Origin of the sequence: Clostridium lacusfryxellense (assembly GCF_018861735.1) — a bacterium.
GTDB classification, from domain to species: Bacteria; Bacillota; Clostridia; order Clostridiales; family Clostridiaceae; genus Clostridium_AD; species Clostridium_AD lacusfryxellense.
Map to the genome: position 1 here is coordinate 1 of NZ_JAHLEB010000019.1, position 25,191 is coordinate 25,191.

Here is a 25,191-nt window from a genome sequence, read left to right on the forward strand (position 1 = left end):
AGAAGCAAAGAAGAACAAACACACTGCATAAGAAATGCGACCAACAATTTGATCGCATCATCTTATACATTTTTAATTATTTTACGTGTCTACTTGACAGGTGTCGGTTCAATTTTAGATGCTTTTTTTTAATGGCTTCTTCTTACACTTCTCAGCAATCTTTTTATCATATAAATTTTTTGCCTCTTTAATAACTTCATCATCGATTGTATACTTACATGTTCTTTCAAGTACCTCTAGTAAAATTACTTCGGGTAAACACGTAATCATTATATGCCTCCTTTGTTAATTTAAGTTAGTTATCTTGAACTTTATCTTTTGTTTTCTAATAATATATTAGATTAATATAAATATGCCCATCATAAATATTGTATCAGTTAATTGTAAAGATTGTGTTATCAACTTGTTTAGAATTAGTTAACATAGATTGAAAATAGCTGAAGATTTTAATCCTGCGCTATAATTATTTTTACTTTAAATTTATTGAAGTTATTTACATGGCTTTTAGTTATATTGGAGTCTGTTATAATATAATCAATTTTGTCAAGCGAAGCTATATTGATTGTGACATCCTTACCAAATTTTCTACTGTCAGCTGCTACAAATACTTCCTTTGATCTTTCTATAATAGTCTTTCTTATAACTGCTTCCTGCATGTTAAAATCAGAAATACCATTTTCGACTGTAATTCCACCAGCGCAAATAAAACTCTTTTGGATATTAAGTTGTGAAAAATTAAAGATATAGTCATAAGATACAATAGACCTCTCATTGTGTCGTACCTTTCCACCAATTATAATAATCTCATGTTCACTATTTAATAGTTGGTTTAAAACTGGAATGGAGTTAGTTATTATTGTTAATCTTTTTTTGTTTATAATGTGTTTTGCGATATGAAATGTAGTTGAACCGCTGTCAATAAATATACAATCGCCATCATTTATAAACTCACTGCATTTCTTGCCAATAGATTCCTTTTGAAGTAATTTATTAATCATTCTATTTTCCATAGTTGGCTCACCAAATGTTGGGTCTTTAAGTCTTGCCCCTCCATATACCTTCTCGATTTTATTCTGCTTTTCTAAAATAGATAAGTCGCGCCTAACTGTTTCAATAGATATGTCAAATTCAGAAATAAATTCAGAAATTGTAACCACGTCTTTAGTTGAAAGTAATTCTAAAAATTTATTTTGTCTTTCAATTGGTAGCATAATATCACCCTATCTTTGTTTTCTTTATTAGTATATAAATAATTTACCATAAATGATGACAATATACAAGAAAGTGTTAATAAATATATAAAGAAATTGTCATTGATATCTACAAAGTATGTCAAGATATGGTGAAGATATAATAAACACATAGTAAAGTTTACACATTCTTAACCTGTTCATAATATGGATTAACCTTTAAGACTGTATACTAAAGTTACAAAGAACTTAAAGGAAAAACATTTTGGAGGTGCACCAAATGCTAGAGCTCAGAAATATAACAAAGCAGTTCGATGGTAAAGTGATTTTGGATGGAATAAATTTAAAAATAGAAGATGGTGAGATTATTTCAATGCTTGGCCCAAGTGGGAGTGGTAAAACTACATTACTTAATATAATCCTAGGAATAACTACCATGGATAGTGGCTCTATTATATTTAATGATGTAGACATAAGTAATGTATCAATGAAAGAACGTGGATTTAATATTGTTTTTCAAGATTATGCACTATTTCCAAATCTAAATGCTTATAAAAACATTATATACGGTCTAAAGAATAAACCTAATTTAGTCAGTAGCGAGGAGCTTTACGAACTTATAGATTTTTTAGAGTTAAAACCTCATTTATACAAAAAAATACATGAGTTATCTGGTGGACAGAAACAAAGAGTAGCCTTAGCAAGAACGCTTGCAATAAAACCTAAGATACTACTTCTAGATGAACCACTGAGTGCTCTTGACGGAGTCATAAAGGAAACAATTAAGGAGAAAATCAAGGCTATTACTAAAGAATTTAAGCTCACAACTATTATAGTAACTCATGATCCAGAAGAAGCTTTAACTATGGCTGATAAGGTGCTCATTATTGATAAAGGTAAGATTTCACAATATGGGTCACCGTGGGAAGTAATACATGAACCTAAAAATAATTTTGTGGAAGAATTTATATTGCGACAATTAAAAATAAAAAAAGATAACATTTATAATTTATTTGGAGATAACTATGCATAGAAAAAAAATAGAAACTAAGGTTATTTTTATTATGATTGGTTTGTTATTTGTAACTTTTCTTTTTACACCGTTACTTATACTTCTAATGAATTCACTTAAAAGTGAAAATGGAATAGGATTTTCTAACTATTATTTTATCATTAATAACAAAGAGTTCTTAATAGCAATAGGCCATAGTATTAAGGTGTCGGTGATTACATCTATAATAACAACATCTTTGGCTTTCACTTTAGCGTACGGAGTAAACTGCACAAAAATATTCAGTCCTATAAAAAACATGATAAAAATAGGGATTTCAGTTCCTATGCTCCTGCCAACTATAACTTATGGTTTTGCAATAATTTATTCTTTTGGCAAGCAAGGGCTCCTTACTAAACTATTTGGGAGAGAGTTATTTCAAATCTATGGATTTAATGGGCTTTTAGTAGGATATGTAATATATACACTACCCTCTGCATTTCTTCTTATAAATAATTCTTTTGAGTACATTGATAAAAAATTTATTATTGTATCAAAACTTATGGGTGATAATTTTTTTAGAAGTTTTATAAATACAATCTTTCGTCCTTTAATAGGAACCTTAGGAGGAGCTTTTGTACTAAGTTTCATTTTAAGCTTTACAGATTTTGGTATACCAGCTTCTGTAGGTGGCACATATAGTGTGATTTCGACCCAGCTTTATGAGGTAATGCTAGGATCAATACCTAATTTTAATGGTGGAGCCGCAATAGCTATACTTATGCTTATACCCGCAGTTTTTGGAGTGCTTCTTCTAAATTACCTTGAGAAGTTTAATTTTAACTATGATAAATTTACTAAAATAGAATCCATTAAAAATAAGTTTCGTGATATTTCCTTTTTTATAGTATCAATTACTATAGTTGTAGGGATTATGTTAATATTTTTAGTAATGTTTATAGCACCTTTTGTTAAAAACTACCCTTATGATATGAGTTTTACTTCAAAGTTATTTAAAGATACTGCCTTGTCCAGTGATATTTTAGATGTATACCAAAACTCATTTTTAGTGGCCATTGCTTCAGCTATAATTGGCACGATAACTTGTTATAGTGCTGCTATAATTAGTGTACGCTGCAATATGAATAAAAACGTTAAGTTGACGATGGACATATTTTCAATGATAACTAATACAGTACCAGGTATGGTTCTTGGACTTTCATACCTAATGCTTTTTAATAAAAGTGATTTAAAAGGAACCTTCGCTATAATAATAATTTGTAATATAGTGCATTTCTTTACAACACCTTACCTCATGGCTAAGAACTCCTTATCAAAAATGAATCCTATGTGGGAAACAACTGGAGAACTAATGGGCGATAGCTGGGTAAAAACTATAATTCGAGTGATTATTCCTAATTCAAAAGTAACTATAGTAGAAATGTTTGGATATTATTTTATAAATTCTATGGTTACAATTAGCGCTATTATTTTTCTTGTTACTGCAAGAACTTCGCTTTTGACAAGCAAAATTAACGAACTTCAACATTTTCAAGATTTTAATAAAGTATTTGTATTATCAATACTTATATTTATAACTAATTTATTTATTAAACTTGGATGTACTTTAGTCAATAAAAAAATAGCTATACAGAAATAAAAATATATGAAAATAAAAGGAGATTATTATGAAAAAGTTATCTAAAATCCTCACTATTTCTTTAATGGTATGTTCTATGTTAGTTACACTTATAGGTTGTAGTCCTAAAAGTGCCCAAAAGGTTGTTATTTATACTAATGCAGATGAGGAGGCTGTAGCATCTATACAAAAAAGTTTAAATTCATCAGGATATGAAGGGAAGTATGTACTTCAGACTCAGGGAACATCTGAACTTGGTGGAAAATTAATGGCTGAGGGTGATGAAATTGAGGCTAATTTAGTAACAATGAGTTCTTATTTTATAGACAGTGCACAAAAAAAGAATGATATGTTTGAAAACTTAACTTTTGATCTTAAAACAGTAGAAAAGTATCCAAGTTATAGTGCACCAATACTTGCTAATACTGGTGCAATATTCGTTAATACAAAGGTTATAAAAGAGAAGGGTCTTGTTATGCCAAAATCTATAAAAGATTTAACTAAAGATGAATATAAAGGTTTAGTATCAATTCCTAATATAATGAATTCATCAACAGCGTGGCTTCTTATTCAAGCTATTATAAGTGAATATGGAGAAAATGAAGGTAAAATAGTCCTACAAAAACTTATTGTTAATTGTGGACCACATATTGAAACTTCAGGATCAGGTCCAATTAAAAAAGTCAGGGTAGGTGAAGTCGCTGTTGGTTTTGGTCTTAGACATCAAGCTGTAGCAGATAAAACTTCTGGAAAAGCTATTGATTATATTGATCCAATAGAGGGTAATTATTCACTTACAGAATCGATTGCTGTTGTTAAAAAGGAAGATACAGCTACAACAAAACTTGCAATGGAAATGGCAAAGGTTATAGTAACAAAAGCAAGACCTGAACTTATTAAAAATTATCCTGTAGCACTTTACGAAGGTGAAACTATAGATGATTTAAATAAACCAGAAAATTCTAAGAAGTTTGAAAAGCCATTAACAGTAGAATTACTTAAGGAACATCAAGAATTCTTTAAAGCTTCAAAATAAGTAATAGGGAGGGAAAATCGTTATGGAAAATTATAAACTGTTAACTCCAGGGCCACTTACAACCACAAAAACAGTTAAAGAGGAAATGCTCTTTGACCGGTGCACCTGGGATGATGAATATAAAGTAATAACTCAAAAGATTAGAGCGGAGCTTCTTGAAATAGCAGTAGCTTCTCCTAATTTATACACAACAGTGCTTATGCAAGGTAGTGGAAGTTTTGGGGTTGAGGCAGTGCTGCATTCAGCTATTGGCAAAGAAGATAAATGTCTAATAATTACTAATGGAAATTATGGAGAAAGAATTGTAACTATGGCAAAATGTATTGGAATTAACTATACTACCTATAGCGTAGAATATGATACTGTGCCTAAATCTTATGAAATAAGAGAAATATTAAGTAGAGACAAGGATATAACTCATGTTGCTATGGTCCATGTAGAAACTACAACAGGGATAATAAATCCAATTGATGATATAGCAAAGTTATGCAGAGAATATGATAAAACTTTTATACTTGATGCAATGAGTAGTTTTGGTGGAATACAAATTAATGTTGAGGAGCTAGGTATAGATTACTTGATTAGTAGCGCAAATAAATGTATTCAGGGCGTTCCAGGATTTTCATTTATTATAGCTAAAATTGAAAAAATTTCAAAGTGTAAAGGCAATTCAAAAAGTTTATCATTAGACCTTTATGATCAATGGATAAATATGGACAAGGATGGAAAGTGGAGATATACTTCTCCAACACATGTTGTTGCTGCTTTTTCAAAGGCTCTAGATGAGCTGCGAGGAGAGGGTGGGGTAGCTAGCAGAAATAAACGTTATAAAGATAACAATAACCTCTTAAGAAGAAAACTCGCAGCTATGGGTTTAAATTCATATATAAATGAAGAACTTCAATCACCTATTATAACTACTTTTCTTTTTCCAAGTGAAAATTTTAATTTTAGCAGTTTTTATAATTATGTGAAAGAGAGGGGATTTGTTCTATACCCTGGTAAGTTGACAAGAGTTGATAGTTTCAGAATTGGTAATATTGGTGAAATATATGAAGAGGATATTGAAATAGTATGTCATATAATTGATGAATATATAAGTGGGGGTAAATATGAATAGAGTAGAAGGAGTTATATTTGATTGGGCAGGAACCACCGTTGATTTTGGATGTGTTGCACCAGTAAATATATTTTTAAAAATATTTAAAGAATCTGGAATAGAAATAACTATGGATGAGGCTAGAGAGCCTATGGGAATGCTTAAAAGGGATCACATAAAGGCTATTTTAGAGATGAAAAGAATAAAGGAATTGTGGGAAGTAAAATATAATAGAGAGTTTAATGAAAAAGATATTGATGAATTGTATAGTTCGTTTAAACCACTACTTATAGCTTCCTTAAGTAAGTATACTAATCCAATTCCAGAAGTTATAGACACGGTAGAAATATTAAGAAATAATGGGATCAAAATTGGATCAACTACAGGATATACAGATGATATGATGAGTATAGTTAAAGATGGAGCTAAAGATAATGGTTATGAGCCAGATTTTTGTGTAACACCAGATTCTACAAATTCTATTGGTAGGCCATATCCGTACATGATATTTAGAAATATTGAAGCATTAAATCTATCAGCTTCATGGAAAGTGGTGAAGGTAGGAGATACAATATCAGATATTAAAGAAGGAATAAATGCAGGAGTTTGGTCTGTAGGAGTTGCTGTTGGAAGTTCACAGATGGGACTCAGTTATGACGAATTTAATACACTTAATGAGAATGAGAAGAATGAAGTAATAAAAAATACCCAGGAAAGCTTTTTAAAAGTTGGTGCAAATTTTACTATAAAAACTATGAGTGAACTTCCAGATTTAATCAAGAAAATTAACATCTTAATATCTGAAGGCAAGAGACCAAATGAAAAATAATGTGGGTCTAAATCGTGAAGGTGATGTTAATAATAGTTTAAATAGAGAAAACTGGATTAATGCTCTTGATAATAAAAGTAAAGATGTTTTAGAGGATGATGAATCTGTATTTATGAAACAATCTATGTCCACGCCATGTATGAATGTAATTGTAAATGCCCAGGGGTGTTACATAGAGGATATGTCTGGGAAAAAATATTTAGACTTCCATGGTAATAGTATTCACCAAGTGGGTTATAAGAATGAATATGTTATAGATGCCGTTAAAAAACAAATGGATGAGTTACCATTCATACCTAGAAGATATACTAATGATATTGTAATTAGGGCTGCCGCTGCACTTGTAAATAAGACTACTTCAAAAGATTATAAGGTATTATTCACCCCCTCTGGAACTGCAGCTGTAGGAATTGCACTTAAAGTTGCAAGAGTTTCAACGGGAAGACATAAAGTTATATCTATGTGGGAATCTTTTCATGGAGCAGGACTTGACTCTATTTCAGTTGGAGGGGAGTATGCTTTTAGGAAAGACATGGGTCCACTTATGCCTGGATGTATAAGGGCCATCCCCTATAATGGATATAGAAATCTTATTGGAAATACGGGTAGCAAAGATATTGCTAAGTTTTGCTTTGACTATATTGAATACATAATAAAGAATGAAGGGGATATAGGAGCAATATTATTAGAACCAATTAGAGCTACCGATACGCATATACCCCCTAAAAGTTATTTTAAGCAGCTTAGGGCATTATGTGATAATTATGGCATAATGTTAATCTTTGATGAAATTCCAACGGCACTTGGGAGAAGTGGAACATTTTACGTGCATCAAAATTTTGATGTAGAACCTGATATTCTTGTCCTCGGAAAGGGGCTTGGCGGAGGAATAATACCTCAAGCTGCTGTACTTGTAAAATCAAAGTATGATAGTGCGGGGGATATCTCTTTAGGACATTATACTCATGAAAAACCAGCAGTAGGATGTGCAGCCATTTGCGCTACTATAGATTTTATTGATGAAAACAATCTTCTAGAGAATTGCAATCAAATATCAAAGTATGTGAGAGATAAGGCGAATTCGCTATATAATACTCATGAGTGCATAGGAGAAGTTCGAATTTGTGGTTTATTAATTACGTTTGAATTTGTGAAAAATAGAGAATCAAAGGAAAAATATGAAGAACTTGCAGAAAAGTTGTTATATAAATCGCTCCAACTGGGCTTATCTTTTAAGGTATCAGCAGGAAATTGTATAACTTGGCATCCACCTCTAATAGTCACGAAGAACGAGATTGATATAGCTTTTAATATTTTTGAGAAGGCCATTAATTTAAGCTTAAATATATAAAATTCATGTTTACATTAAAAAGCATCCGATAATCGGATGTTTTTTAATGTAAACATACAGAAAACTTAACACAATGTTAATACAATATTAACGAATTGGTTATATTATGTATATAGATAATACATTATTAGGGGGATGTCTATATGTCTGATGAGTTAAGAAGAATTATTAGCAATAATAATTTAAGAAGTGTTTTTCAACCAATAGTTTCATTACAAACGGGGGATGTTATTGGCTACGAGGCATTAACAAGAGGGCCTGTTGATAGTAAATATATTAACCCGGAAATTCTTTTTGATGACGCCAAAACCCATGACCTGCTTTGGGATTTAGAAATTTTATGTAGATCAAATGCAATAAAGGCATATAGCAAGTTTATTTCTGATAAACTCCTGTTTGTAAATATAGATCCTGCTGTTTTAAAAGATGAACATTTTATTAAAGGATTTACTAAAGAAATATTAACGGAGCATAATATTAGCCCTATGTCCCTTATATTTGAAATTACTGAAAAAACTTCAATTGATAGTTATAAAAATTTTAATGAAGTAATAAATTATTACAAGAGTCAAGGATATAAGATAGCTATAGATGATGTAGGTACAGGTTATTCTGGACTTACAACAATTGCAAAGACAAGACCCAATTATATCAAAATGGATATGAGTTTGATAACAAATGTAACTAGGGATAGTTTCAAAAAAGCAATAATTAAATCATTTGTTGAATTTGCCAATACTACCAACACTAAGATTATTGCTGAAGGAATTGAAGAGGTCAGTGATCTTTATACTCTAATTGAAATAGGAGTTCATTATGGGCAAGGATTTCTAATAAATAAGCCAGCAGCGGACTTATTAGAAACACCTGAAATAATAAAAAAAAGAATTGTTGATAAAAATACAAGCCTTAAAAAATATAGATTTAGTTCAAGTTCAAATGTTGAAATTGGAGTAATTGCAAGGCAAGATTATTCAGTGCTACCAACAACAACATGTAGTGAATTAGACAAACTATTTAAGAGTAACCCGAATATAAAAGGAATGCCAATAGTTAGTAGTAATAATTTAATACTTGGTATAGTTATGCATTCGAATTTTTACTCTAAGGTTGGAACTCAATACGGATGGTCCATATATATGAAGAGACCGATACATCTAATTATGGATTCAAATCCACTCATTGTTGATTATTATACTCCAATGGATAAAGTATCTAAAATCGTTATTTCAAGGGAAGAGGATAAGTTATACGATTATATAATCGTAGAAAAGGATAGTAGATATTATGGAATTGTTCCTGTAATTTCATTACTTGAAAAAACAATGGAGTTTGAGGTTAATGTAGCGAAATATTCCAATCCTTTAACAGGATTACCAGGAAATGTAGTTATAGAAGATTCAATATCTAAATTAATTTTAGGTGATAAGAAATTTACTCTATTATATTTTGATCTAAATGATTTTAAACCTTTTAATGATACATATGGATTTGAGAACGGAGATAGAATTTTATCATTTACAGCAAGTGTTATTCAGAAACATACTTGTCTCTATAAGAACAGTTTTTTAGGGCATATTGGTGGAGATGATTTTGTTGCAATAATTCAAGGACATGACGCAAGTAATCTGTGCCAAGATATAATAAATGAATTTGATGATAATATATCAAATTTCTATAATGAAGAAGATAAGAAAAACGGATATATACAATCATTTAACAGAAATAATAATGAAGAAAATTATCCAATAATGAGTTTATCGATAGCAGTAGTTATGGACAAAGATAAGTCCTATACAAGTATATATGAATTAACTGAAGACGCAGCGAAAATCAAGAAAAAGTGTAAAGTAGAATCAAAAAAGATAATGAAAAGTTGTTTTTTAATATGATAATTGATTTACAGAGCTATTCCTACATATTTTACAAAGTAACAACTTTATGATATAATACAGGTTGTTACTTGAAAAACATTAGGAGGATTATAATTTGATTGAATTTAAAAATGTAAGCAAAAGTTTTAACGGTAGAAAGATATTAAAAGACATTAACATTACGGTGCAAGATAAGGAACTAGTTGTTTTCATTGGACCTAGTGGTTGTGGAAAAACTACAACTCTTAAAATGATTAATAAATTAATAACTCCATCAACAGGAGAAATACTAATTGATGGTATGCAACTTGCAGATAAAAACACTATAAAGCTAAGACGTAATATGGGTTACGTTATACAACAAGCAGGCCTTCTTCCTCATTTAACTATAGGAGACAATATTGGATTAATTCCATCTATTGAAAAGATGCCAAAGGATATACTAGCTGCTAAAGTAATTGAATTATTAAATTTAGTAGGTCTTGATCCTGAGATATATACAGATAAATACCCTAATCAGTTAAGTGGTGGAGAGCAACAAAGAGTAGGTGTTGCTAGGGCTCTTGTAATGGATCCAGATGTAATACTTATGGACGAGCCTTTTAGTGCACTTGACCCTATAACCAAAACTCAACTACAAGATGAGATATTTAATATTCAACAAAATGTTAAGAAAACTATAATATTTGTAACTCATGATATGGATGAGGCATTAAAACTCGCGGATAAGATCTGTATTATGAATGGTGGAGATGTGGTTCAGTTTGATACTCCAGAGGAAATATTAAAAAATCCTATTAATGACTTTGTACGTGATTTTGTAGGTAAAAACAGAATATGGAATCAGCCAGAACTCATTAAAGCAAAAGATATTATGATAGCAACTCCTGTTAAATCAGTTGGAGAGCGAACAATTCTTCAAGCAATTGAAATAATGAAATCTAAAAATGTTGATAGTTTACTTATAGTAGATAAAGCAAATATTTTATGTGGACTTATTACTCTAAAACATATTAGGACAACTCTTAGGGGAAATCCAGATAAAACTATAAAGATAAAAGATATAATGAAAAAGGAACTTATAACAGTTAATCAAGAGGACTCAATTATTGATATATTAGAAGTTATAAAGAAAGAAGATATAAATTTTGTACCAGTATTAGATGATGAAAATAAACTGTCAGGACTCCTCACAAAGTCGAGCCTTTTATCTATATTAAGTGACCAGTTTATAGATATGGAGGTAGATGTTAATGAATAGTTTTATGAATTTTGTAATTGAACGAAAAGATGAAATATTAACTAGATTTATGGAACATATACAGCTTACAATATTTGCGATTGTGATTGCTATAGCAATTGCTATCCCACTTGGAATACTTATAGTTAGGTTTAGAAAACTTTCAACACCAGTTATTGGATTTGCAAATGTTGTACAATCAGTTCCAAGTCTTGCATTACTTGGATTCTTAATACCATTACTTGGAATTGGAAGTAAACCAGCAATTATTATGGTAGTTATGTATTCACTCCTACCAATAGTAAAAAATACATTTACGGGACTCACTAATATAAATCCTGCACTAATTGAAGCTGCGGATGGTATGGGACTTACCAATACTCAAGTTTTACTTAAAGTACGTTTCCCGCTAGCTATGCCAATCATTATGTCAGGTATTAGAATATCTTCAGTTACAGCAGTAGGACTTATGACTATAGCTGCATTTATAGGAGCTGGAGGACTAGGATATCTTGTATTCTCAGGTGTCCAAACTGTTAACAATAATATGATTTTAGCAGGGGCTATTCCTGCTTGCGTTCTTGCTATATTCCTTGACTTTATTATAGGTAAAGTAGAAAATATAGTAGTTCCTGAGGGGATAAAAGATACTCATGTTAATAAAAACACTAAAAATAAAACGATTTTTGGAAGTAAAAAATTTAAAATATGGACTTCAGTAGTAGTTCTTGTAGTTATTTTATCCTCAGTAGGTATAAGCTTTTTTGGAAATAAAACTTCAATAACTATAGGATCTAAAAACTTTAATGAACAATTAATACTTGGAGATATGCTTGCATCACTAATAGAAGAAAAAACAGACCTTAAAGTTGAGAGAAAACTCAATTTAGGTGGAACTAATGTAGTGTATAGTGCTATGCAATCTGGAGATGTAGATATGTATGTAGAATATACTGGCACAGTTCTTGTAAATATACTAAAACAACCCGGGCTTACAGATACAGATAAAGTTTATAATAAGATAAAAAAGGATCTTTTAGCTAGAGATAATATAGAAGTATTGAATGATATGGGATTCAATAATGGTTATGTTATAGGAGTGAAAAAAGATTTTGCTAAAAAACATAATTTAGAGACTATTTCTGATTTAGCAAAAATAAGTCCTACTTTAAATGGTGGATTTACCATGGAATTTGCTAATAGACCAGATGGATTTCTAGGACTTAAAAAGGCATATGGCCTTAATTTTAAAAGCGTAAAAGGCGTAGATGGTGGACTTAGATATACTTCACTTGAAAAAGATGAAACACAGGTTGTTGATGCATTTACAACTGATGGGTTACTCAAAAAATTCGATCTTAAACTTTTAAAAGATGATAAACAATTTTTCCCTCCTTACCATGCAGTTCCTTTGATAAGAGCGGAAACACTTAAGAAATATCCAGAACTTAGGGAAGTATTAGCACTTCTTGATAATTCTCTTACAGATGACTCTATTCGAGATCTAAACTATAGAGTAGATAAAGGAGAACAATCGAGAGATGTTGCTGAAGAGTTTTTAAGGTCTAAGAACTTAATTAAATAAAAAAAGACAAGAGCCAGCGGATATTTATTTATCTGCTGGTTCTATTTTTTTATAATAAAATAAGGCGTTATTGTAGATTTGTATAAAGTATTTAGTTTAACAAATAATAATTATATAAATATAAAAACAAGTAAATAAAAAACATATGAGGTAGTGAGTAATAATGAATGGAAAGTGTGCATTGTGTGAAAGGGAAGGAACACAGTTAACGAAACATCATCTTCTGCCAAAAGAAGAAGGCGGAACAGTGGATAACATTGTACTTTTATGTGAAGCATGTCATAGACAAATACATGCATTGTATATAAATAAAGAATTATCTGTAAGGCTTAATACAATAGAAAAATTAAAGGTAGATAGTAAAATTAATAAATACATTAAATTTATTAAAAAACAACCTGCTAGTAAAAAAGTCAAAATATCTAAATCTCTAGAGATTAAATCTAAAAGAAGATAGGCGGATAAATTAGTTTGAAACAAAATAAAATATTTTGTAAAAATACTTGAAATATCATTTCAAAAATGTTAATATGAAGAAGATGAAACGTTTTCAAAAGAAAAAAATACCGATTAATACTGGAGGAAATATGGATAAATTAAATTTAAAGAAATTAACAACAGAAAGTAGAAATGAAAATACCATGGACATAGATTCAGTTTCAACTTTAGAAATGGTAAAAATGATAAATAATGAAGATAAAAAGGTAGCGCAGGCTGTGGAAAAAGAACTTCCTAAAATAGCAGAAGCTATAGATAACATAACTTTAAGAATGCAAAAGGGAGGCAGATTAATTTATATAGGTGCAGGAACTTCAGGAAGACTTGGAATTTTAGACGCTTCGGAATGTCCACCTACATTTGGAACACCAGAAGAACTTGTACAAGGGATTATAGCAGGAGGCAAGGAAGCAATTTTTAGAGCTCTAGAAGGAGCTGAGGATTCTAAAGAGCTTGCAGTACGCGATTTAAAAGACAAATGTATATCGAAAAATGATACTATAGTAGGACTTGCAGCATCAGGTAGAACCCCATATGTTATAGGGGGACTAGAGTATGCAAATGAAATAGGAGCATTAACAATATCAGTTACTTGTAATGCTAATTCAGAGGTTTCAAAGGCTGCAAAAATATCAATAGCACCAGTAGTTGGAGCTGAGGTTGTTACAGGATCTACAAGACTTAAATCAGGAACAGCTCAAAAACTAGTGTTAAACATGTTATCAACAGGAGTTATGATAAAGCTCGGTAAAGTATATGGCAACCTTATGGTAGATGTAAAATCAACTAACGAAAAATTAATTGAACGAGCTAAGTTAATAGTATGTCAGGCAACAGGAATCGAGATTGAAGAAGCAACAAAGGCATTAAATATAACAGATTTTGATGTTAAGCTAGCAATATTCATGATATTATCAAAGCTTAATAAAGAAGATGCAAAAATTAGATTAGATCATAATAGAGGATATATAGCAGAGGCATTAAAGGATAAATAGAAAAGGGGGAATATATTATGTTAAATAAAGAAATTGCTGAAAATTTGGTAGAGCTCGTTGGAGGGAAAAGTAATATAAAGTCTGCTGTAAATTGCATGACTCGTTGCAGATTAGAACTTAAAGATTTCTCAAAGGCAAAAATAGCAGAAATAAAGAAATCAGAAGGAGCACTTGGAGTTGTTGAGGCCGATGGACAGTTACAAGTGATTTATGGACCTGGAAAGGTAAATAAGGTAACAGAGGAAGTAAATAAAATTCTGGGCAAAAATGTACTAATAGGCGAAGATGCAGTAGCAGAAACTAAAAGTAAATTAAAACAAAAAAATGATACTAAATTTAAAAATGTACTTAAAAGTTTAGGAAACATATTTATTCCATTAATACCATTATTCGTAGCTTGTGGATTAGTCCTTGCAGTGAATAACATATCAGGAGTGTATTTTGGAGATGTATATAAGGCAACAACAGCAGCTAAAATAATAGGTCTTATAGGTGGTGGAGTATTCTCTATATTATCAATTTTAGTTGGTGTAAATGCAGCTAAGGAATTCGGTTCACAAATGCCAATGATGGGCGGAGTATTAGGTGGTATTTTATCATCACCAGCCCTTGAAAAAATAACACTTTTTGGAAATCCATTAACTCCAGGACGTGGAGGAATCATTTCGGTAATAATAGTTGTGGTTTTAGCTTGCTATATTGAAAAAACTTGTAGAAAATTTGTACCGGATGTTTTAGATTTATTTGTTACACCACTAGCTACACTTACAATTTCAGTTTTAGCAGCATTATTTATACTTCAACCAGCAGGTGGATTTATTTCTGATAGTATAGGAGTAGTAGTTGCTCAAACTATAGCATCAAATAATATAGTAGTATCAGTTATTTCAGGAGCTTTATCAGGAGCATTTTTCTTACCTCTTGTTATGACAGGTATGCATCAGGCCTTAACTCCAATCCATGCAGATTTAATAGCTAATGTAGGATTTACAGTATTACTTCCAATACTAGCAACAGCTGGAATGGCGCAGGTAGGCGCTACTATAGCAGTTCTTAAAAAAACAAAAAACGAGCGACTTAAGAAAGTAGCTAAAAATGGATTAGTACCAGGATTTTTAGGAATAGGAGAACCTTTAATATATGGAGTAACATTACCACTTGGAAAACCATTTCTTGGAGCTTGCCTTGGAGCGGCAGTAGGTGGAGCGGTTATGGCAATGTTTAAGGTTGGCGCAGTTGCAATAGGTGTATCAGGATTACCTCTTGCATTATTAATTGCAAATGGTAAAATGGGAGTATTCCTAATAGGCGTATTGGTTTCATATGCATGTGGATATTTCTTTACTAGTATGTTAGGTTTCGAGGATCCAGTGGATTAATAATTTTAAAGAGTGTAGAAAGACCCGCAAGGGTCTTTTTAATAATTGAGAATAAAAGGGTGAGCGATTATGGATGTATTACAGTATATAAAACAAAATTATGATAGCTTTACAGATAGTGAAAAATTAATAGCAGATTATTTATTAGAAACTAAGGAAAGCATTATAACAATGTCAGCTAAGAAGCTCGCAAGTATTACTAAAACATCGGCTCCCACAGTTGTTAGATTTGCTAAGAAAATAGGGTTTAATAGCTTAAATGAAATGAAGCTTAAGTTATCTATAAGTTTAGATAAGATGGATCAAGCTACTGAGTTTCAATATTTAGATAGAGATTTAGGAACGAGAAATATAATATATTCAATAAAGAATTCAATAGATTCTATCATGGAGCAGACAGTTAACTTGTTAGAAGAAGAAGAGCTTGATAAAGCAATAGAACTACTAATAAATGCAAAAGATATATATATCTATAGCGTTGGAGTATCAGCTTTAGTAGGGCAGGATTTTTATTATAAGTTAAGTAGAATAAATAAGAGATGTATATCACATATAGATACCCATTTGCAGATAACATCATCTGTATTAATGCAGCCAGGGGATGTAGCCATAGCAATATCATACTCGGGTGAAACAAATGAAGTTATTAGATGCATTGAAAATGCAATAAAAAGGAAAATACCAGTAATAGCGATAACTAAGGCTAGCATAAATAATAAAATAGCTGATCTCGCAGATGTGGTGTTACGTGTGCCAGCAGTAGAAAAATCCTTAAGGGAAGGTGCAATTAGCTCGAGAATATCACAACTAGCAATAATAGATATGTTATTTATAGGAATGGCTAGAAATAATATAAAAGAAGTAGAAGAACAACTAATTGAAACAAGAAAGGCAGTTAAGGAACTTTATATTTAGGGTCAGCAGATATATATTTATCTTCTGGCTCTATTTTTTATGTTTTTATATTGCTAAGAAAACTGGTAAGAAAAGTATGCTGATTAAAATAATACATATACCTGTAATGTTGGTGCCCAATAGTATATATTTAATACCTTTATTATCGTATTTATCATTTTTAAAACACCTTATGCCAATAAACCAAAATATTAATGCGGTAATTAGGATTAGAGTATTGATTCCAAAAATTATTTTAAACATTTCGCCCTCCTAAACTTCTATACATTTATAATACTGCATATTTTCATTTAAGAAATTACAGAAGTATTACAATTTCAATACATAATAGCTTTTCAACCCTTTTACTAAGTGTGAAAAAGTATTACAAAATAGTTACAATATTACTAGATACAATAATTGATAGTCTTATTATGTTATAATCATATCGGATATTATGGAAAGTAGAATGTGTTAAATATTGATTGCAATACATGAGGTGAGATTATGAAAAAAAGAGTGCTCATTATAGAAGATGAGGAATCTATTAGAGGGTTTATTAAAATTAACTTCCAAAGAAATGACTTTTTAGTATTTGAAGCTGTATCTGGAGAAGAAGGTTTAGAAAAAGTAAACAAGGAGAGCCCAGAGTTAATAATTTTAGATATAACGCTTCCTGGTATGGATGGATATAAAACCTGTGAAATCTTACGAAAAGATTTTCCCAATCTGGGGATTATTATGCTTACAGCTAGAGGACAGGATATGGATAAAATCATGGGCCTTGAGTATGGTGCTGATGATTACATGGTGAAACCATTTAATCCTTTAGAACTTATTGCCAGAGCAAATTCTCTACTTAGGAGAATGAATAATAATGAATCTAAAAATCTTGAGCAATTAATTTCTGGGTGCTTTACTATAGATATTCTTTCAATGAAGGTATATAAAGATCAGCAACTTCTAGATTTAACGCCTAAAGAATATTTGCTTTTGAAGACCTTTATGGAAAACGAGGAAAAAGCTTTTAGTAGAGATGATTTATTAAACTTAGTATGGAATTATGATTATTTTGGCGACTCTAAAATTGTAGATGTTAATATACGACGTCTTAGAGAAAAAATTGAAGATACTCCCTCTAAACCAAAATATATAGAAACGGTATGGGGGTTCGGATATAGATGGAAAAAGAGGTGATATTTTGAGAGGAATAAAAGCCAGACTTGTTTGGAGTTATCTATTAGTGATTGTTTTTACTGTAATAACCTTAGAAGTTTTTCTTACAGTTTCTATAGAAAAATATTACTACAAAAACACCGAGTCTTTGCTTACGAAACAAATTAAGGGGTCTGTTGACTTTTATAATAGCTACTTTTCTTCATCTAGCTTAAAGGAAAATGTTGAGAATAATGCAGATGTTTTTTGGAAAAACACCACAGCTGAGGTCCAAATTATTGATAACTCAGGAATGATGCTAATGGATTCTGTTGGTAATTTCATAGTGAAACCTATTAAAGACGATGATGTAGAAAAAGCATTACAAGGGGAACTGGGAACTTATATTAAGAAAGATAAGGATACAAAAGAAAATTTTATGTACGTTTCTTACCCTTTAAAATCTTCTAATAAAATCGAGGGTGTACTGCGGTTTGTTACTCCTTTAACTGAGGTAGATGATGTTATTCATAAGATAATATTTCTTTTATTAGGAGTTGGAGCTCTTGTAATTTTGATTTCAGGTGTTTCTAGTATTTTTATCGCTAATACTATTGTGGAACCTTTAGAGGAAGTAACAAGCCTTGCTAAAAAATTTGCTTCTGGGAATTTTAATGAAAGACTTCAAAAAAGAAGAAATGATGAAATTGGTGAACTATCTGATACATTTAATTTTATGGCAAAAGAAATTCAAAAAAGTCAAAAATTAAAAAATGAATTTATAGCATCCGTTTCACATGAACTTAGAACTCCACTGACATCAATAAAAGGGTGGGCATCAACTATTAGATCTGGTAGTTTAGAAGACAAGGAAGAAATTTTAGTTGGACTTACCATCATAGAAAAGGAAAGTGATAGACTTACAGGAATGGTGGAAGAACTACTAGATTTTTCTAAATTCATATCTGGAAAAGCACCACTTAAAAAAGAATATGTAAATATTCAAACTATTATAGCCTATATAGAAAAACAATTTATGCCAAAATCAATACGTCACAATATTAATTTTACTTGCAAAATACAAGAGGATTTATCTCCGGTTTTTGCGGATGAAAAAAGAGTAAATCAAGTTATTATTAACATTTTAGACAATGCCTTTAATTTTACAAAAGAAGGCGGAAATGTAACACTCCAGGCATTCATTGCTGGTAATGATATTTGCATTATTGTAAAGGATAATGGAATAGGAATTTCACCGGATGATTTGCCTAAAGTCACAGAGAAATTTTTCAAAGGGAGAACAAGTATGTCACAAAATGGAATAGGGCTTTCTCTGTGCAAAGAAATTATAGAAATGCATAATGGTAAACTTGAGATAACAAGTGAATACGGTGCAGGTACAAATGTTAAAATATTATTACCTTTGACATGAAAAACAATAAAGCGTAAATATATATAAGAGGTGACTCCAAGTGAAAAAAGCAATATGTTTATCTTTAGTTTTATTTTCTATTATAGTTTTTATATGGAGTCAATATGTGGGATTAACTTTAAACTCTCAAGTGGTAGATAAAAAGCAAACCGTGGTCCCTATAGAAGGGTGCTGGATAGTAGAAAAATATGTTTCTATTGGTGGCGCCACGATAGATGATAAAAAGGCAAAACAATTAATTGGAAAGATTGCTTATTTTAGTGGAGCCACGGTCGATTTTAATGGAGATACTGCTAAGGATGCAAAATATAAGGTTAAATCTGTGAACACTAAAAGTTATTTTTGGGATACTATAAAAATAAGTGCTAAAAGTTTAGGAATACAAAATGATGATGTACAAATTATCACCATTAATTCTAATGATATTTTTTTTGATGAGTACGTAAAGCTTGATGAGTCAACTTTAATAAAAAACTACAATGGTATTCTGTTATATTTTCATAAAACAAAAGATTCTAGTGATAAGCATTTATATAATAAAGATAAGGAAAATAATACAAAGGTATTAATTAGCAAGGCAGAAAAAGAAATAAGAGCTAAATCAGGATTATTACTTGGAATAAGGTATGAAAATCCTGAAGTAGAAGCTGGACAGAGCAAATATTTATATAAAACATTATGGATTAGTTCAGTAAATGCTAAAATTCTTCCCATTGTGGAAACTAAGGATTTGCTACTTCCAAGGCAAGATGGATTTTGGAAGGTAGGGACATGTAAGAAAATAGAAAATGGGTATGATAAGGATGTAATTTGGTCATATCCAATTAATTTAATTACTCCTACTAAACCCATAAATACAAAGTCAAAACAAATAAAGTATACTAAAACAGAAGCTAGTATGGCTATTAATTTTGTAGGCAGTAATTATATTTCCATTGATACCGCAGAGAATGCAAATAATATTGATTTAGAAAAGACTTACTCTGATAATCAGCTTAAAATACTTCCGATGGATAATCTAATGGGACATTCCATAAAACTTACAAGTCTGCTGGGAATAGAAATGGAAAAGTCTACTTTGCCAGGTACACTTTTAAATATACCTGATAACATTCAAGATGAAAAGCTAAAAAAAGTGGATACTAATTGGGGTGTGATAAGAAGGAGTGGACGATGGATACTAAGAGGAAGAATGGAAACTAAAATGAATAGTAAACATTCATTCGTAGATTTTGATATCCCTTATGCATCGCCTAAAGCATTAACTATGTATGATGATTTATTTCCCTCTTTTAATGTAATAAAAACAAAGGTGCCTAGTGCTATTGACGCTTATTCCTCTCCTAATCGAGACTTTGTAGTGGTTATAACCACTACAGAATTAAGGGTTTTTGCTATAGAAGGATATAACCTTGGAGAAAATTTATTAACTTTGAAGTTTAAAGCAGGAGAAATACCAATAATGTCTCATTGGGCTACAGGTAATTATGTGGATGATTGGCAAAAGAAAGTGAAATAAGTGCTAATGCGACTATCCGCATTAGCACTTATTTTATTGTTCTAAATTCATATCCTTGATATTTTAAATATTCTATAATTTGAGGTAATGCATTAGCAGTTTGTATTTTACCATAAGTATCATGCATCAATATAATTACTTTAGATTTTGTTCCAACCTGTTTTTTTAATATAGTAAATAATTCATCTGAACTTTTATTAGGCTTACCTGCTGCATCTCTAATTTCAACATTCCAATCTACACTAATCATATTTTTTTCTTTTAATATAACATCAAGCTCTGGTAGATTTGGATCTTTATAATATATTCTTGATACATATCCTCCTGGAACTCTTAGAATCCTTGTATTAAAATCCTGACCAAGAACAGTTTTTAATACATTATCGTTTTTCTTCACATCATCCATGAAAGTAGGCACATTAATTTTGTTGTTAGGAAACAACATATTCCATTTGTGAGAATAGGTATGATTACCTATGGCATGTCCTTCATTAAATTCACGTTTTACAAGTCCTTTGCTTTTTTCATTCTGCACTATATTTTTTCCAATCAAAAAAAATGTTGCTTTAACATTATAATCTTTTAGAACATCCAGTATTTTTGGGGTAACAGTAGTAGATGGACCATCATCAAAAGTAAGAAATGCTATTTTCTGACCGTCATTTTTTTCTTTGTAATTTACAATGGCACTTACTTTTTCAGCATTATAAGTATACTTTTTGCATTCTTCACTTACTGCATGATTTTTCGTTGATCCCTTACTAATTTCATTATTGGTCTGCAAAACATCATTAATTATAGTGGTAGTAGTAGTTGGTATAGTTACTGGTTCAGCTTTAACTTCTTCTTCTTTTGTAAGACATTTACCTATAATTATTGTACCAATTAAAATTAAAAAAATAAAGATAGACAATAATTTTATTTTTACATTTCTTCTTTTGATTCTCTTTTTTTTTGCGGCTTGTCCATATTTTGTAATATTATCATCTCCTATGTAGAATGCTGTCATATCTATACATTTATAATACTACAGATTTAAATTTTAGAGATTACAGAGTTATTACAATTTGATTACATATTTCTTTAAAGCGTTATATCTTTTGTGGTTGCCGTATATAACGGATGCTTATATTAAAGAGACTAAGGATTACTCGATTTATGATGAGGTTATACCATTTCTTGATGGTGAAGAAGCTACATTATATGAACACTGCAAGAGAGCTTTAGAGAGGTCCTTTTCAAATTTTATCCCTAGAGGAATTCCACTAATGGGAGATCATGATTGGAATGATGGATTAAGTGCAGTTGGAAATGACTTGAAGGGAGAAAGTTTTTGGGTAGGAGAATTTCTTTATATGATATTAAAAGATTTTATCCCTTTGGCAAAGAGATATAGTGATTTTAATTTTGCAAAGAAGTCCTCTGATGTTATGGAAAATCTTAAATATGCTGTAAATGAATATGGTTGGGATGGTGAATGGTATCTCCAAGCAACTACTGATGATGGATTAAAAGTTGGTTCAAAAGAAAATGAAGAAGGTAAGGTGTTTTTAAATCCTCAGATTTGGTCAGTTATAAGTGGTATTTCAAATGAAGATAGGTCAAAAAAGGCTATGGACTCGGTATCAAAATATCTTTTAAAGGAACATGGAACTTTACTTTTATATCCTGCTTATACAAAGGTTAGGACAGATATTGGTTACATTACAAGGTATGCTCCGGGATTAAGAGAAAATGGCGGGGTTTATACTCATGCTGCTACTTGGTCAGTTTGGGCTTACGCATTAATGGGTGATGCAGAATTAGCTTATGAGTCTTACAAGAGAATTTGTCCTCCTAATAGATCAAAAGATATAGATAATTACATGGCGGAACCATTGCTTTTTTGTTGTGATATTAAAGTTTTAAAGTAGGAAAGTAATTTATACTTAACTATGTTAAATATTAGAATAATTACATTAATATGTTGTATACTTGAATAAGGAATAAAAGATAAAGAATAAATTTGGGAGGAGTTCTTATGGGAAATTCAGAAAGTATAATATCGATTAAGGATTTATATATGAGTTATGGGAGCACGAATGTGCTTAATGGAATAAATTTAGAAATTCCTAGAGGCCAAATAATTGGATATATTGGGACCAATGGTGCTGGTAAAAGTACAACTATAAAAATAATGCTAGGAATATTAGAAGGATATGAAGGAAAAGTAGAAATATTGGGACAAGATATAAGTAATGGAAGCATAGAGTATAAAAAGAAAATAGGTTATGTTCCAGAACTTGCAGACATATATGAAAATCTAACTGCATATGAATATATAACTTTTTTAGGTGAAATATATGAACTAGAAGAGGAAAAACTTATAGAGCGAGTTGAGAAATTGATGGGTTTATTTGGAATGGAAGCGGTTATAAATTCTAGAATATCCTCATATTCAAAAGGAATGAAGCAAAAGCTTCTTATAATATGTAGTTTAATTCATAATCCAGATATATTATTTTTTGATGAACCTCTAAGTGGACTAGATGCTAATAGTGTAATGGTGTTTAAAGAGGTTATGCGGAGCCTTGCAAAAAGTGGGAAAACTATATTTTATTCTTCACATATAATGGACGTTGTTGAAAAGGTAAGTGATAGAATATTACTTTTAAATGATGGAAAAGTAGTGGCTGACGGAAGTTTTGAGGAGCTTAGCAACAATGATAAGAAAGGATCACTTGAAGAAATATTCAATCAGCTAACAGGCTTTAATGAACATGCCGAAATTGCTAAAGAATTTGTTTCTTTGGTTCAAGAGGTGTAATGATGAAGGATTTCGCCGTACTTAGGATACTCGATAAATTTAAAGTTTTATATGAAAAGTCAGGTGTTAATTACAAGAATATGAGAATGATACTCCAGTTAAAACTAATTATGGATGGTCGCAGAAGAAGTAATGTTATGAAAGGCGGTAAAAAAACAGATGACAATAAGGAAAAAAACAATTATCTAGGTCTACTTATGTTAAATGCTTTTATGAGTATTTTTATTGGATTAATAATGACAGGTAGCATGTCATCAATGAAATCTGTCAATATTGTAATAGGTATAAATCTTTTTATGATGATATCACTTATGATATCGGATTTCTCAGCAGTTTTACTAGATGTTAAAGAGAAAAATATATTAATGCCAAAACCTATTGACAGTAAGACATTTAATGCAGCGAAAACCACTCATATATGTTTATATTTAGCTGGTTTATCATTGTCAATAAATTTAATCCCATTAGTTATTGGCACAATAAAATATGGGGTTTTGTTTTCGGTGATATTCTTTATAGAAATAGTATTTTCAGTATTAATAGTTATAACTATAACATCTTTATTATATACTTTAGTTTTAAAGTTTTTTGATGGAGAGAAATTAAAGGATATTATCAACTATTTTCAGATATTCTTGGCCTTTGTATTTGCTTTTGGATATCAATTGGCTATTAGAATTTCTAATGTTACAAATATGAATACGGAGTACATACCTAAATTTTGGCATGCACTATTTCCATCTATGTGGTTTGCATCAATTTTTGGAATATTAATAGATGGGGGTAAAGAACCTTTTCTGTTGGATTTATCATTACTTGCAATAGTAGGTCCTATTTTGTTAATTACACTCTATATTAAAAGTGTAGTACCTTATTTTGAAAAAAATCTACAAAAATTAAATGAAAATGGTGGAACGATAAGCAGGAAAAATGAAAAGAGAAAAGAATTTATTGCAAGACTTGTGTGTAAGGATAAGATTGAAAGAAGCATGTTCAAATTCACTCAGAGTATGATTGGTACGGAAAGGAATTTGAAGATCAAGGTATATCCAACACTTGCAATGGCAGTATTTATGCCAGTTCTGTTTATATTTATGGATACAGATGGTAAATCGTTTATGGATAATATTCAATCAGGATTTGGTGGAAAAATTCATTTGTTAATGTATATTAGTATAGTTTTGTTATGTTTTTGTACAGGCTTTATTAGTAATAGTGATTCTTATAAGGGAGCTTATATATATAAGGTATTACCAATAAAAAATCCTGGAGTACTATTAAAAGGGGCAATAAAGGGAACTATATTTAAGCTAATAATACCATTATATATATCAGAGGGTGGAGTATTTTTAATATTAAAAGGAACATCTATAATTCCAGATTTAATAGTAATGTTTTTAGTGCTTTTAATAGTAACGCTAATGTATTTTAATATATCAAATAAGGCAATGCCATTTAGCATAAAGTTTGTTACAGCAGATAGTGGTAAACTTGTAGAACCAACATTTATTGCAATAGCCGTGGTTGGAGTATTTGCTGTGATTCATATAGCAATTAGAAGTAATATTATATTTGTTTTCCTTTATGCTATGGCGCTTTTAATAGCTAATGTAATTATTTGGAGAGTTAGTTTTAAGGTGGAATGGAAGGATATAGAAATGTAGCAATGTAAAATATGT

Annotated in this window: 23 protein-coding genes; 19 read left to right on the forward strand and 4 right to left on the reverse strand. The window is 30.6% G+C overall.

The window, feature by feature from the left end; all coding sequences use genetic code 11:
- Positions 1 to 114: 114 nt before the first annotated feature.
- Together KPL55_RS12275 and KPL55_RS12280 are read right to left on the reverse strand one after the other, a co-directional pair.
- Positions 115 to 270 (reverse strand): hypothetical protein, encoded by a 156-nt coding sequence (locus tag KPL55_RS12275; protein ID WP_216307024.1) that lies wholly within the window; start codon positions 268 to 270, stop codon positions 115 to 117.
- A gap of 176 nt (positions 271 to 446) precedes the next feature.
- A complete protein-coding gene (locus KPL55_RS12280) occupies positions 447 to 1,211 on the reverse strand; it encodes a DeoR/GlpR family DNA-binding transcription regulator (protein WP_216307025.1) in 765 nt (254 codons plus the stop codon).
- A gap of 259 nt (positions 1,212 to 1,470) precedes the next feature.
- On the opposite strand from KPL55_RS12280, the gene KPL55_RS12285 reads away from it, so the two are divergent.
- From KPL55_RS12285 to KPL55_RS12340, 13 genes are all read left to right on the forward strand, one after another.
- Positions 1,471 to 2,223, forward strand: coding sequence for an ABC transporter ATP-binding protein (locus tag KPL55_RS12285; protein ID WP_216307026.1), 753 nt, complete (start codon positions 1,471 to 1,473; stop codon positions 2,221 to 2,223).
- Positions 2,216 to 3,841 (forward strand): ABC transporter permease subunit, encoded by a 1,626-nt coding sequence (locus KPL55_RS25985; protein WP_246599445.1) that lies wholly within the window; start codon positions 2,216 to 2,218, stop codon positions 3,839 to 3,841. The genes KPL55_RS12285 and KPL55_RS25985 overlap by 8 nt, the downstream gene beginning before the upstream one ends.
- A 28-nt stretch (positions 3,842 to 3,869) precedes the next feature.
- The gene (locus KPL55_RS25990) at positions 3,870 to 4,856 is read left to right on the forward strand and encodes an extracellular solute-binding protein (RefSeq protein WP_246599446.1); all 987 of its coding nucleotides are present in this window, start codon (positions 3,870 to 3,872) and stop codon (positions 4,854 to 4,856) included.
- A gap of 22 nt (positions 4,857 to 4,878) precedes the next feature.
- On the forward strand, positions 4,879 to 5,976 hold the full coding sequence (gene phnW / locus KPL55_RS12295; RefSeq protein WP_216307027.1) for a 2-aminoethylphosphonate--pyruvate transaminase: 1,098 nt from the start codon (positions 4,879 to 4,881) through the stop codon (positions 5,974 to 5,976).
- A complete protein-coding gene (phnX, locus tag KPL55_RS12300) occupies positions 5,969 to 6,784 on the forward strand; it encodes a phosphonoacetaldehyde hydrolase (protein ID WP_216307028.1) in 816 nt (271 codons plus the stop codon). The genes phnW and phnX overlap by 8 nt, the downstream gene beginning before the upstream one ends.
- Positions 6,774 to 8,135 (forward strand): (R)-1-hydroxy-2-aminoethylphosphonate ammonia-lyase, encoded by a 1,362-nt coding sequence (gene pbfA, locus KPL55_RS12305; RefSeq protein WP_216307029.1) that lies wholly within the window; start codon positions 6,774 to 6,776, stop codon positions 8,133 to 8,135. The genes phnX and pbfA overlap by 11 nt, the downstream gene beginning before the upstream one ends.
- 143 nt (positions 8,136 to 8,278) lie before the next feature.
- On the forward strand, positions 8,279 to 10,027 hold the full coding sequence (locus KPL55_RS12310) for a GGDEF domain-containing protein (protein WP_216307030.1): 1,749 nt from the start codon (positions 8,279 to 8,281) through the stop codon (positions 10,025 to 10,027).
- 97 nt (positions 10,028 to 10,124) lie between these two features.
- Complete coding sequence (locus KPL55_RS12315) at positions 10,125 to 11,270, forward strand: ABC transporter ATP-binding protein (RefSeq protein WP_216307031.1); 1,146 nt, start codon at positions 10,125 to 10,127, stop codon at positions 11,268 to 11,270.
- Entirely contained in the window at positions 11,263 to 12,834 is a 1,572-nt protein-coding gene (locus KPL55_RS12320) for an ABC transporter permease/substrate-binding protein (RefSeq protein WP_216307032.1), read from the forward strand. Before KPL55_RS12315 ends, KPL55_RS12320 begins: the two co-directional genes overlap by 8 nt.
- 163 nt (positions 12,835 to 12,997) lie before the next feature.
- Positions 12,998 to 13,291, forward strand: coding sequence for an HNH endonuclease (locus KPL55_RS12325; RefSeq protein WP_216307033.1), 294 nt, complete (start codon positions 12,998 to 13,000; stop codon positions 13,289 to 13,291).
- A gap of 130 nt (positions 13,292 to 13,421) precedes the next feature.
- Positions 13,422 to 14,327: an N-acetylmuramic acid 6-phosphate etherase gene (gene murQ, locus KPL55_RS12330; RefSeq protein ID WP_216307034.1), complete on the forward strand. Its 906-nt coding sequence runs from the start codon at positions 13,422 to 13,424 to the stop codon at positions 14,325 to 14,327.
- Between the two features lie 17 nt (positions 14,328 to 14,344).
- On the forward strand, positions 14,345 to 15,706 hold the full coding sequence (locus tag KPL55_RS12335; RefSeq protein WP_216307035.1) for a PTS transporter subunit EIIC: 1,362 nt from the start codon (positions 14,345 to 14,347) through the stop codon (positions 15,704 to 15,706).
- Positions 15,707 to 15,775: 69 nt separating this feature from the next.
- Positions 15,776 to 16,621: a MurR/RpiR family transcriptional regulator gene (locus KPL55_RS12340; protein WP_216307036.1), complete on the forward strand. Its 846-nt coding sequence runs from the start codon at positions 15,776 to 15,778 to the stop codon at positions 16,619 to 16,621.
- Between the two features lie 45 nt (positions 16,622 to 16,666).
- Here the strand turns inward: KPL55_RS12340 and KPL55_RS12345 are convergent, their stop codons facing one another.
- The gene (locus KPL55_RS12345) at positions 16,667 to 16,864 is read right to left on the reverse strand and encodes a hypothetical protein (RefSeq protein WP_216307037.1); all 198 of its coding nucleotides are present in this window, start codon (positions 16,862 to 16,864) and stop codon (positions 16,667 to 16,669) included.
- A 243-nt stretch (positions 16,865 to 17,107) separates the two neighbouring features.
- On the opposite strand from KPL55_RS12345, the gene KPL55_RS12350 reads away from it, so the two are divergent.
- Genes KPL55_RS12350 through KPL55_RS12360 form a run of 3 tightly spaced genes read left to right on the forward strand, consistent with a single transcriptional unit; the run spans position 17,108 to position 20,706 of the window.
- A complete protein-coding gene (locus KPL55_RS12350; protein ID WP_216307038.1) occupies positions 17,108 to 17,797 on the forward strand; it encodes a response regulator transcription factor in 690 nt (229 codons plus the stop codon).
- 4 nt (positions 17,798 to 17,801) lie between these two features.
- Positions 17,802 to 19,187: a HAMP domain-containing sensor histidine kinase gene (locus KPL55_RS12355; protein ID WP_216307039.1), complete on the forward strand. Its 1,386-nt coding sequence runs from the start codon at positions 17,802 to 17,804 to the stop codon at positions 19,185 to 19,187.
- Positions 19,188 to 19,227: 40 nt separating this feature from the next.
- Complete coding sequence (locus KPL55_RS12360; RefSeq protein WP_216307040.1) at positions 19,228 to 20,706, forward strand: hypothetical protein; 1,479 nt, start codon at positions 19,228 to 19,230, stop codon at positions 20,704 to 20,706.
- A 28-nt stretch (positions 20,707 to 20,734) separates the two neighbouring features.
- Here KPL55_RS12360 and KPL55_RS12365 read toward each other — a convergent pair whose 3' ends face one another.
- Positions 20,735 to 21,715, reverse strand: coding sequence for a polysaccharide deacetylase family protein (locus KPL55_RS12365; RefSeq protein WP_216307041.1), 981 nt, complete (start codon positions 21,713 to 21,715; stop codon positions 20,735 to 20,737).
- A gap of 58 nt (positions 21,716 to 21,773) precedes the next feature.
- Between KPL55_RS12365 and KPL55_RS12370 the strand changes: the two genes are divergently transcribed.
- The 3 genes from KPL55_RS12370 (at position 21,774) to KPL55_RS12380 (ending at position 25,176) form a co-directional block, all read left to right on the forward strand.
- Positions 21,774 to 22,619: a GH36-type glycosyl hydrolase domain-containing protein gene (locus KPL55_RS12370; protein ID WP_216307042.1), complete on the forward strand. Its 846-nt coding sequence runs from the start codon at positions 21,774 to 21,776 to the stop codon at positions 22,617 to 22,619.
- Between the two features lie 107 nt (positions 22,620 to 22,726).
- Positions 22,727 to 23,512 carry an ABC transporter ATP-binding protein gene (locus KPL55_RS12375; RefSeq protein ID WP_216307043.1) on the forward strand — a complete coding sequence of 262 codons (786 nt, stop codon included), beginning with the start codon at positions 22,727 to 22,729 and terminating at the stop codon, positions 23,510 to 23,512.
- Positions 23,512 to 25,176, forward strand: coding sequence for an ABC transporter permease (locus KPL55_RS12380; RefSeq protein ID WP_216307044.1), 1,665 nt, complete (start codon positions 23,512 to 23,514; stop codon positions 25,174 to 25,176). The genes KPL55_RS12375 and KPL55_RS12380 overlap by 1 nt, the downstream gene beginning before the upstream one ends.
- The last annotated feature ends 15 nt before the right edge of the window (positions 25,177 to 25,191 follow it).

Excerpts from the sequence above, each read along its gene's own strand:
- KPL55_RS12275 (WP_216307024.1), bottom strand. The coding sequence starts at position 270 with ATGATTACGTGTTTACCCGAAGTAATTTTACTAGAGGTACTTGAAAGA.
- KPL55_RS12280 (WP_216307025.1), bottom strand. The coding sequence starts at position 1,211 with ATGCTACCAATTGAAAGACAAAATAAATTTTTAGAATTACTTTCAACT.
- KPL55_RS12285 (WP_216307026.1), top strand. The coding sequence starts at position 1,471 with ATGCTAGAGCTCAGAAATATAACAAAGCAGTTCGATGGTAAAGTGATT.
- KPL55_RS25985 (WP_246599445.1), top strand. The coding sequence starts at position 2,216 with ATGCATAGAAAAAAAATAGAAACTAAGGTTATTTTTATTATGATTGGT.
- KPL55_RS25990 (WP_246599446.1), top strand. The coding sequence starts at position 3,870 with ATGAAAAAGTTATCTAAAATCCTCACTATTTCTTTAATGGTATGTTCT.
- phnW (WP_216307027.1), top strand. The coding sequence starts at position 4,879 with ATGGAAAATTATAAACTGTTAACTCCAGGGCCACTTACAACCACAAAA.
- phnX (WP_216307028.1), top strand. The coding sequence starts at position 5,969 with ATGAATAGAGTAGAAGGAGTTATATTTGATTGGGCAGGAACCACCGTT.
- pbfA (WP_216307029.1), top strand. The coding sequence starts at position 6,774 with ATGAAAAATAATGTGGGTCTAAATCGTGAAGGTGATGTTAATAATAGT.
- KPL55_RS12310 (WP_216307030.1), top strand. The coding sequence starts at position 8,279 with ATGTCTGATGAGTTAAGAAGAATTATTAGCAATAATAATTTAAGAAGT.
- KPL55_RS12320 (WP_216307032.1), top strand. The coding sequence starts at position 11,263 with ATGAATAGTTTTATGAATTTTGTAATTGAACGAAAAGATGAAATATTA.
- KPL55_RS12325 (WP_216307033.1), top strand. The coding sequence starts at position 12,998 with ATGAATGGAAAGTGTGCATTGTGTGAAAGGGAAGGAACACAGTTAACG.
- murQ (WP_216307034.1), top strand. The coding sequence starts at position 13,422 with ATGGATAAATTAAATTTAAAGAAATTAACAACAGAAAGTAGAAATGAA.
- KPL55_RS12335 (WP_216307035.1), top strand. The coding sequence starts at position 14,345 with ATGTTAAATAAAGAAATTGCTGAAAATTTGGTAGAGCTCGTTGGAGGG.
- KPL55_RS12340 (WP_216307036.1), top strand. The coding sequence starts at position 15,776 with ATGGATGTATTACAGTATATAAAACAAAATTATGATAGCTTTACAGAT.
- KPL55_RS12345 (WP_216307037.1), bottom strand. The coding sequence starts at position 16,864 with ATGTTTAAAATAATTTTTGGAATCAATACTCTAATCCTAATTACCGCA.
- KPL55_RS12350 (WP_216307038.1), top strand. The coding sequence starts at position 17,108 with ATGAAAAAAAGAGTGCTCATTATAGAAGATGAGGAATCTATTAGAGGG.
- KPL55_RS12365 (WP_216307041.1), bottom strand. The coding sequence starts at position 21,715 with ATGACAGCATTCTACATAGGAGATGATAATATTACAAAATATGGACAA.
- KPL55_RS12375 (WP_216307043.1), top strand. The coding sequence starts at position 22,727 with ATGGGAAATTCAGAAAGTATAATATCGATTAAGGATTTATATATGAGT.
- KPL55_RS12380 (WP_216307044.1), top strand. The coding sequence starts at position 23,512 with ATGATGAAGGATTTCGCCGTACTTAGGATACTCGATAAATTTAAAGTT.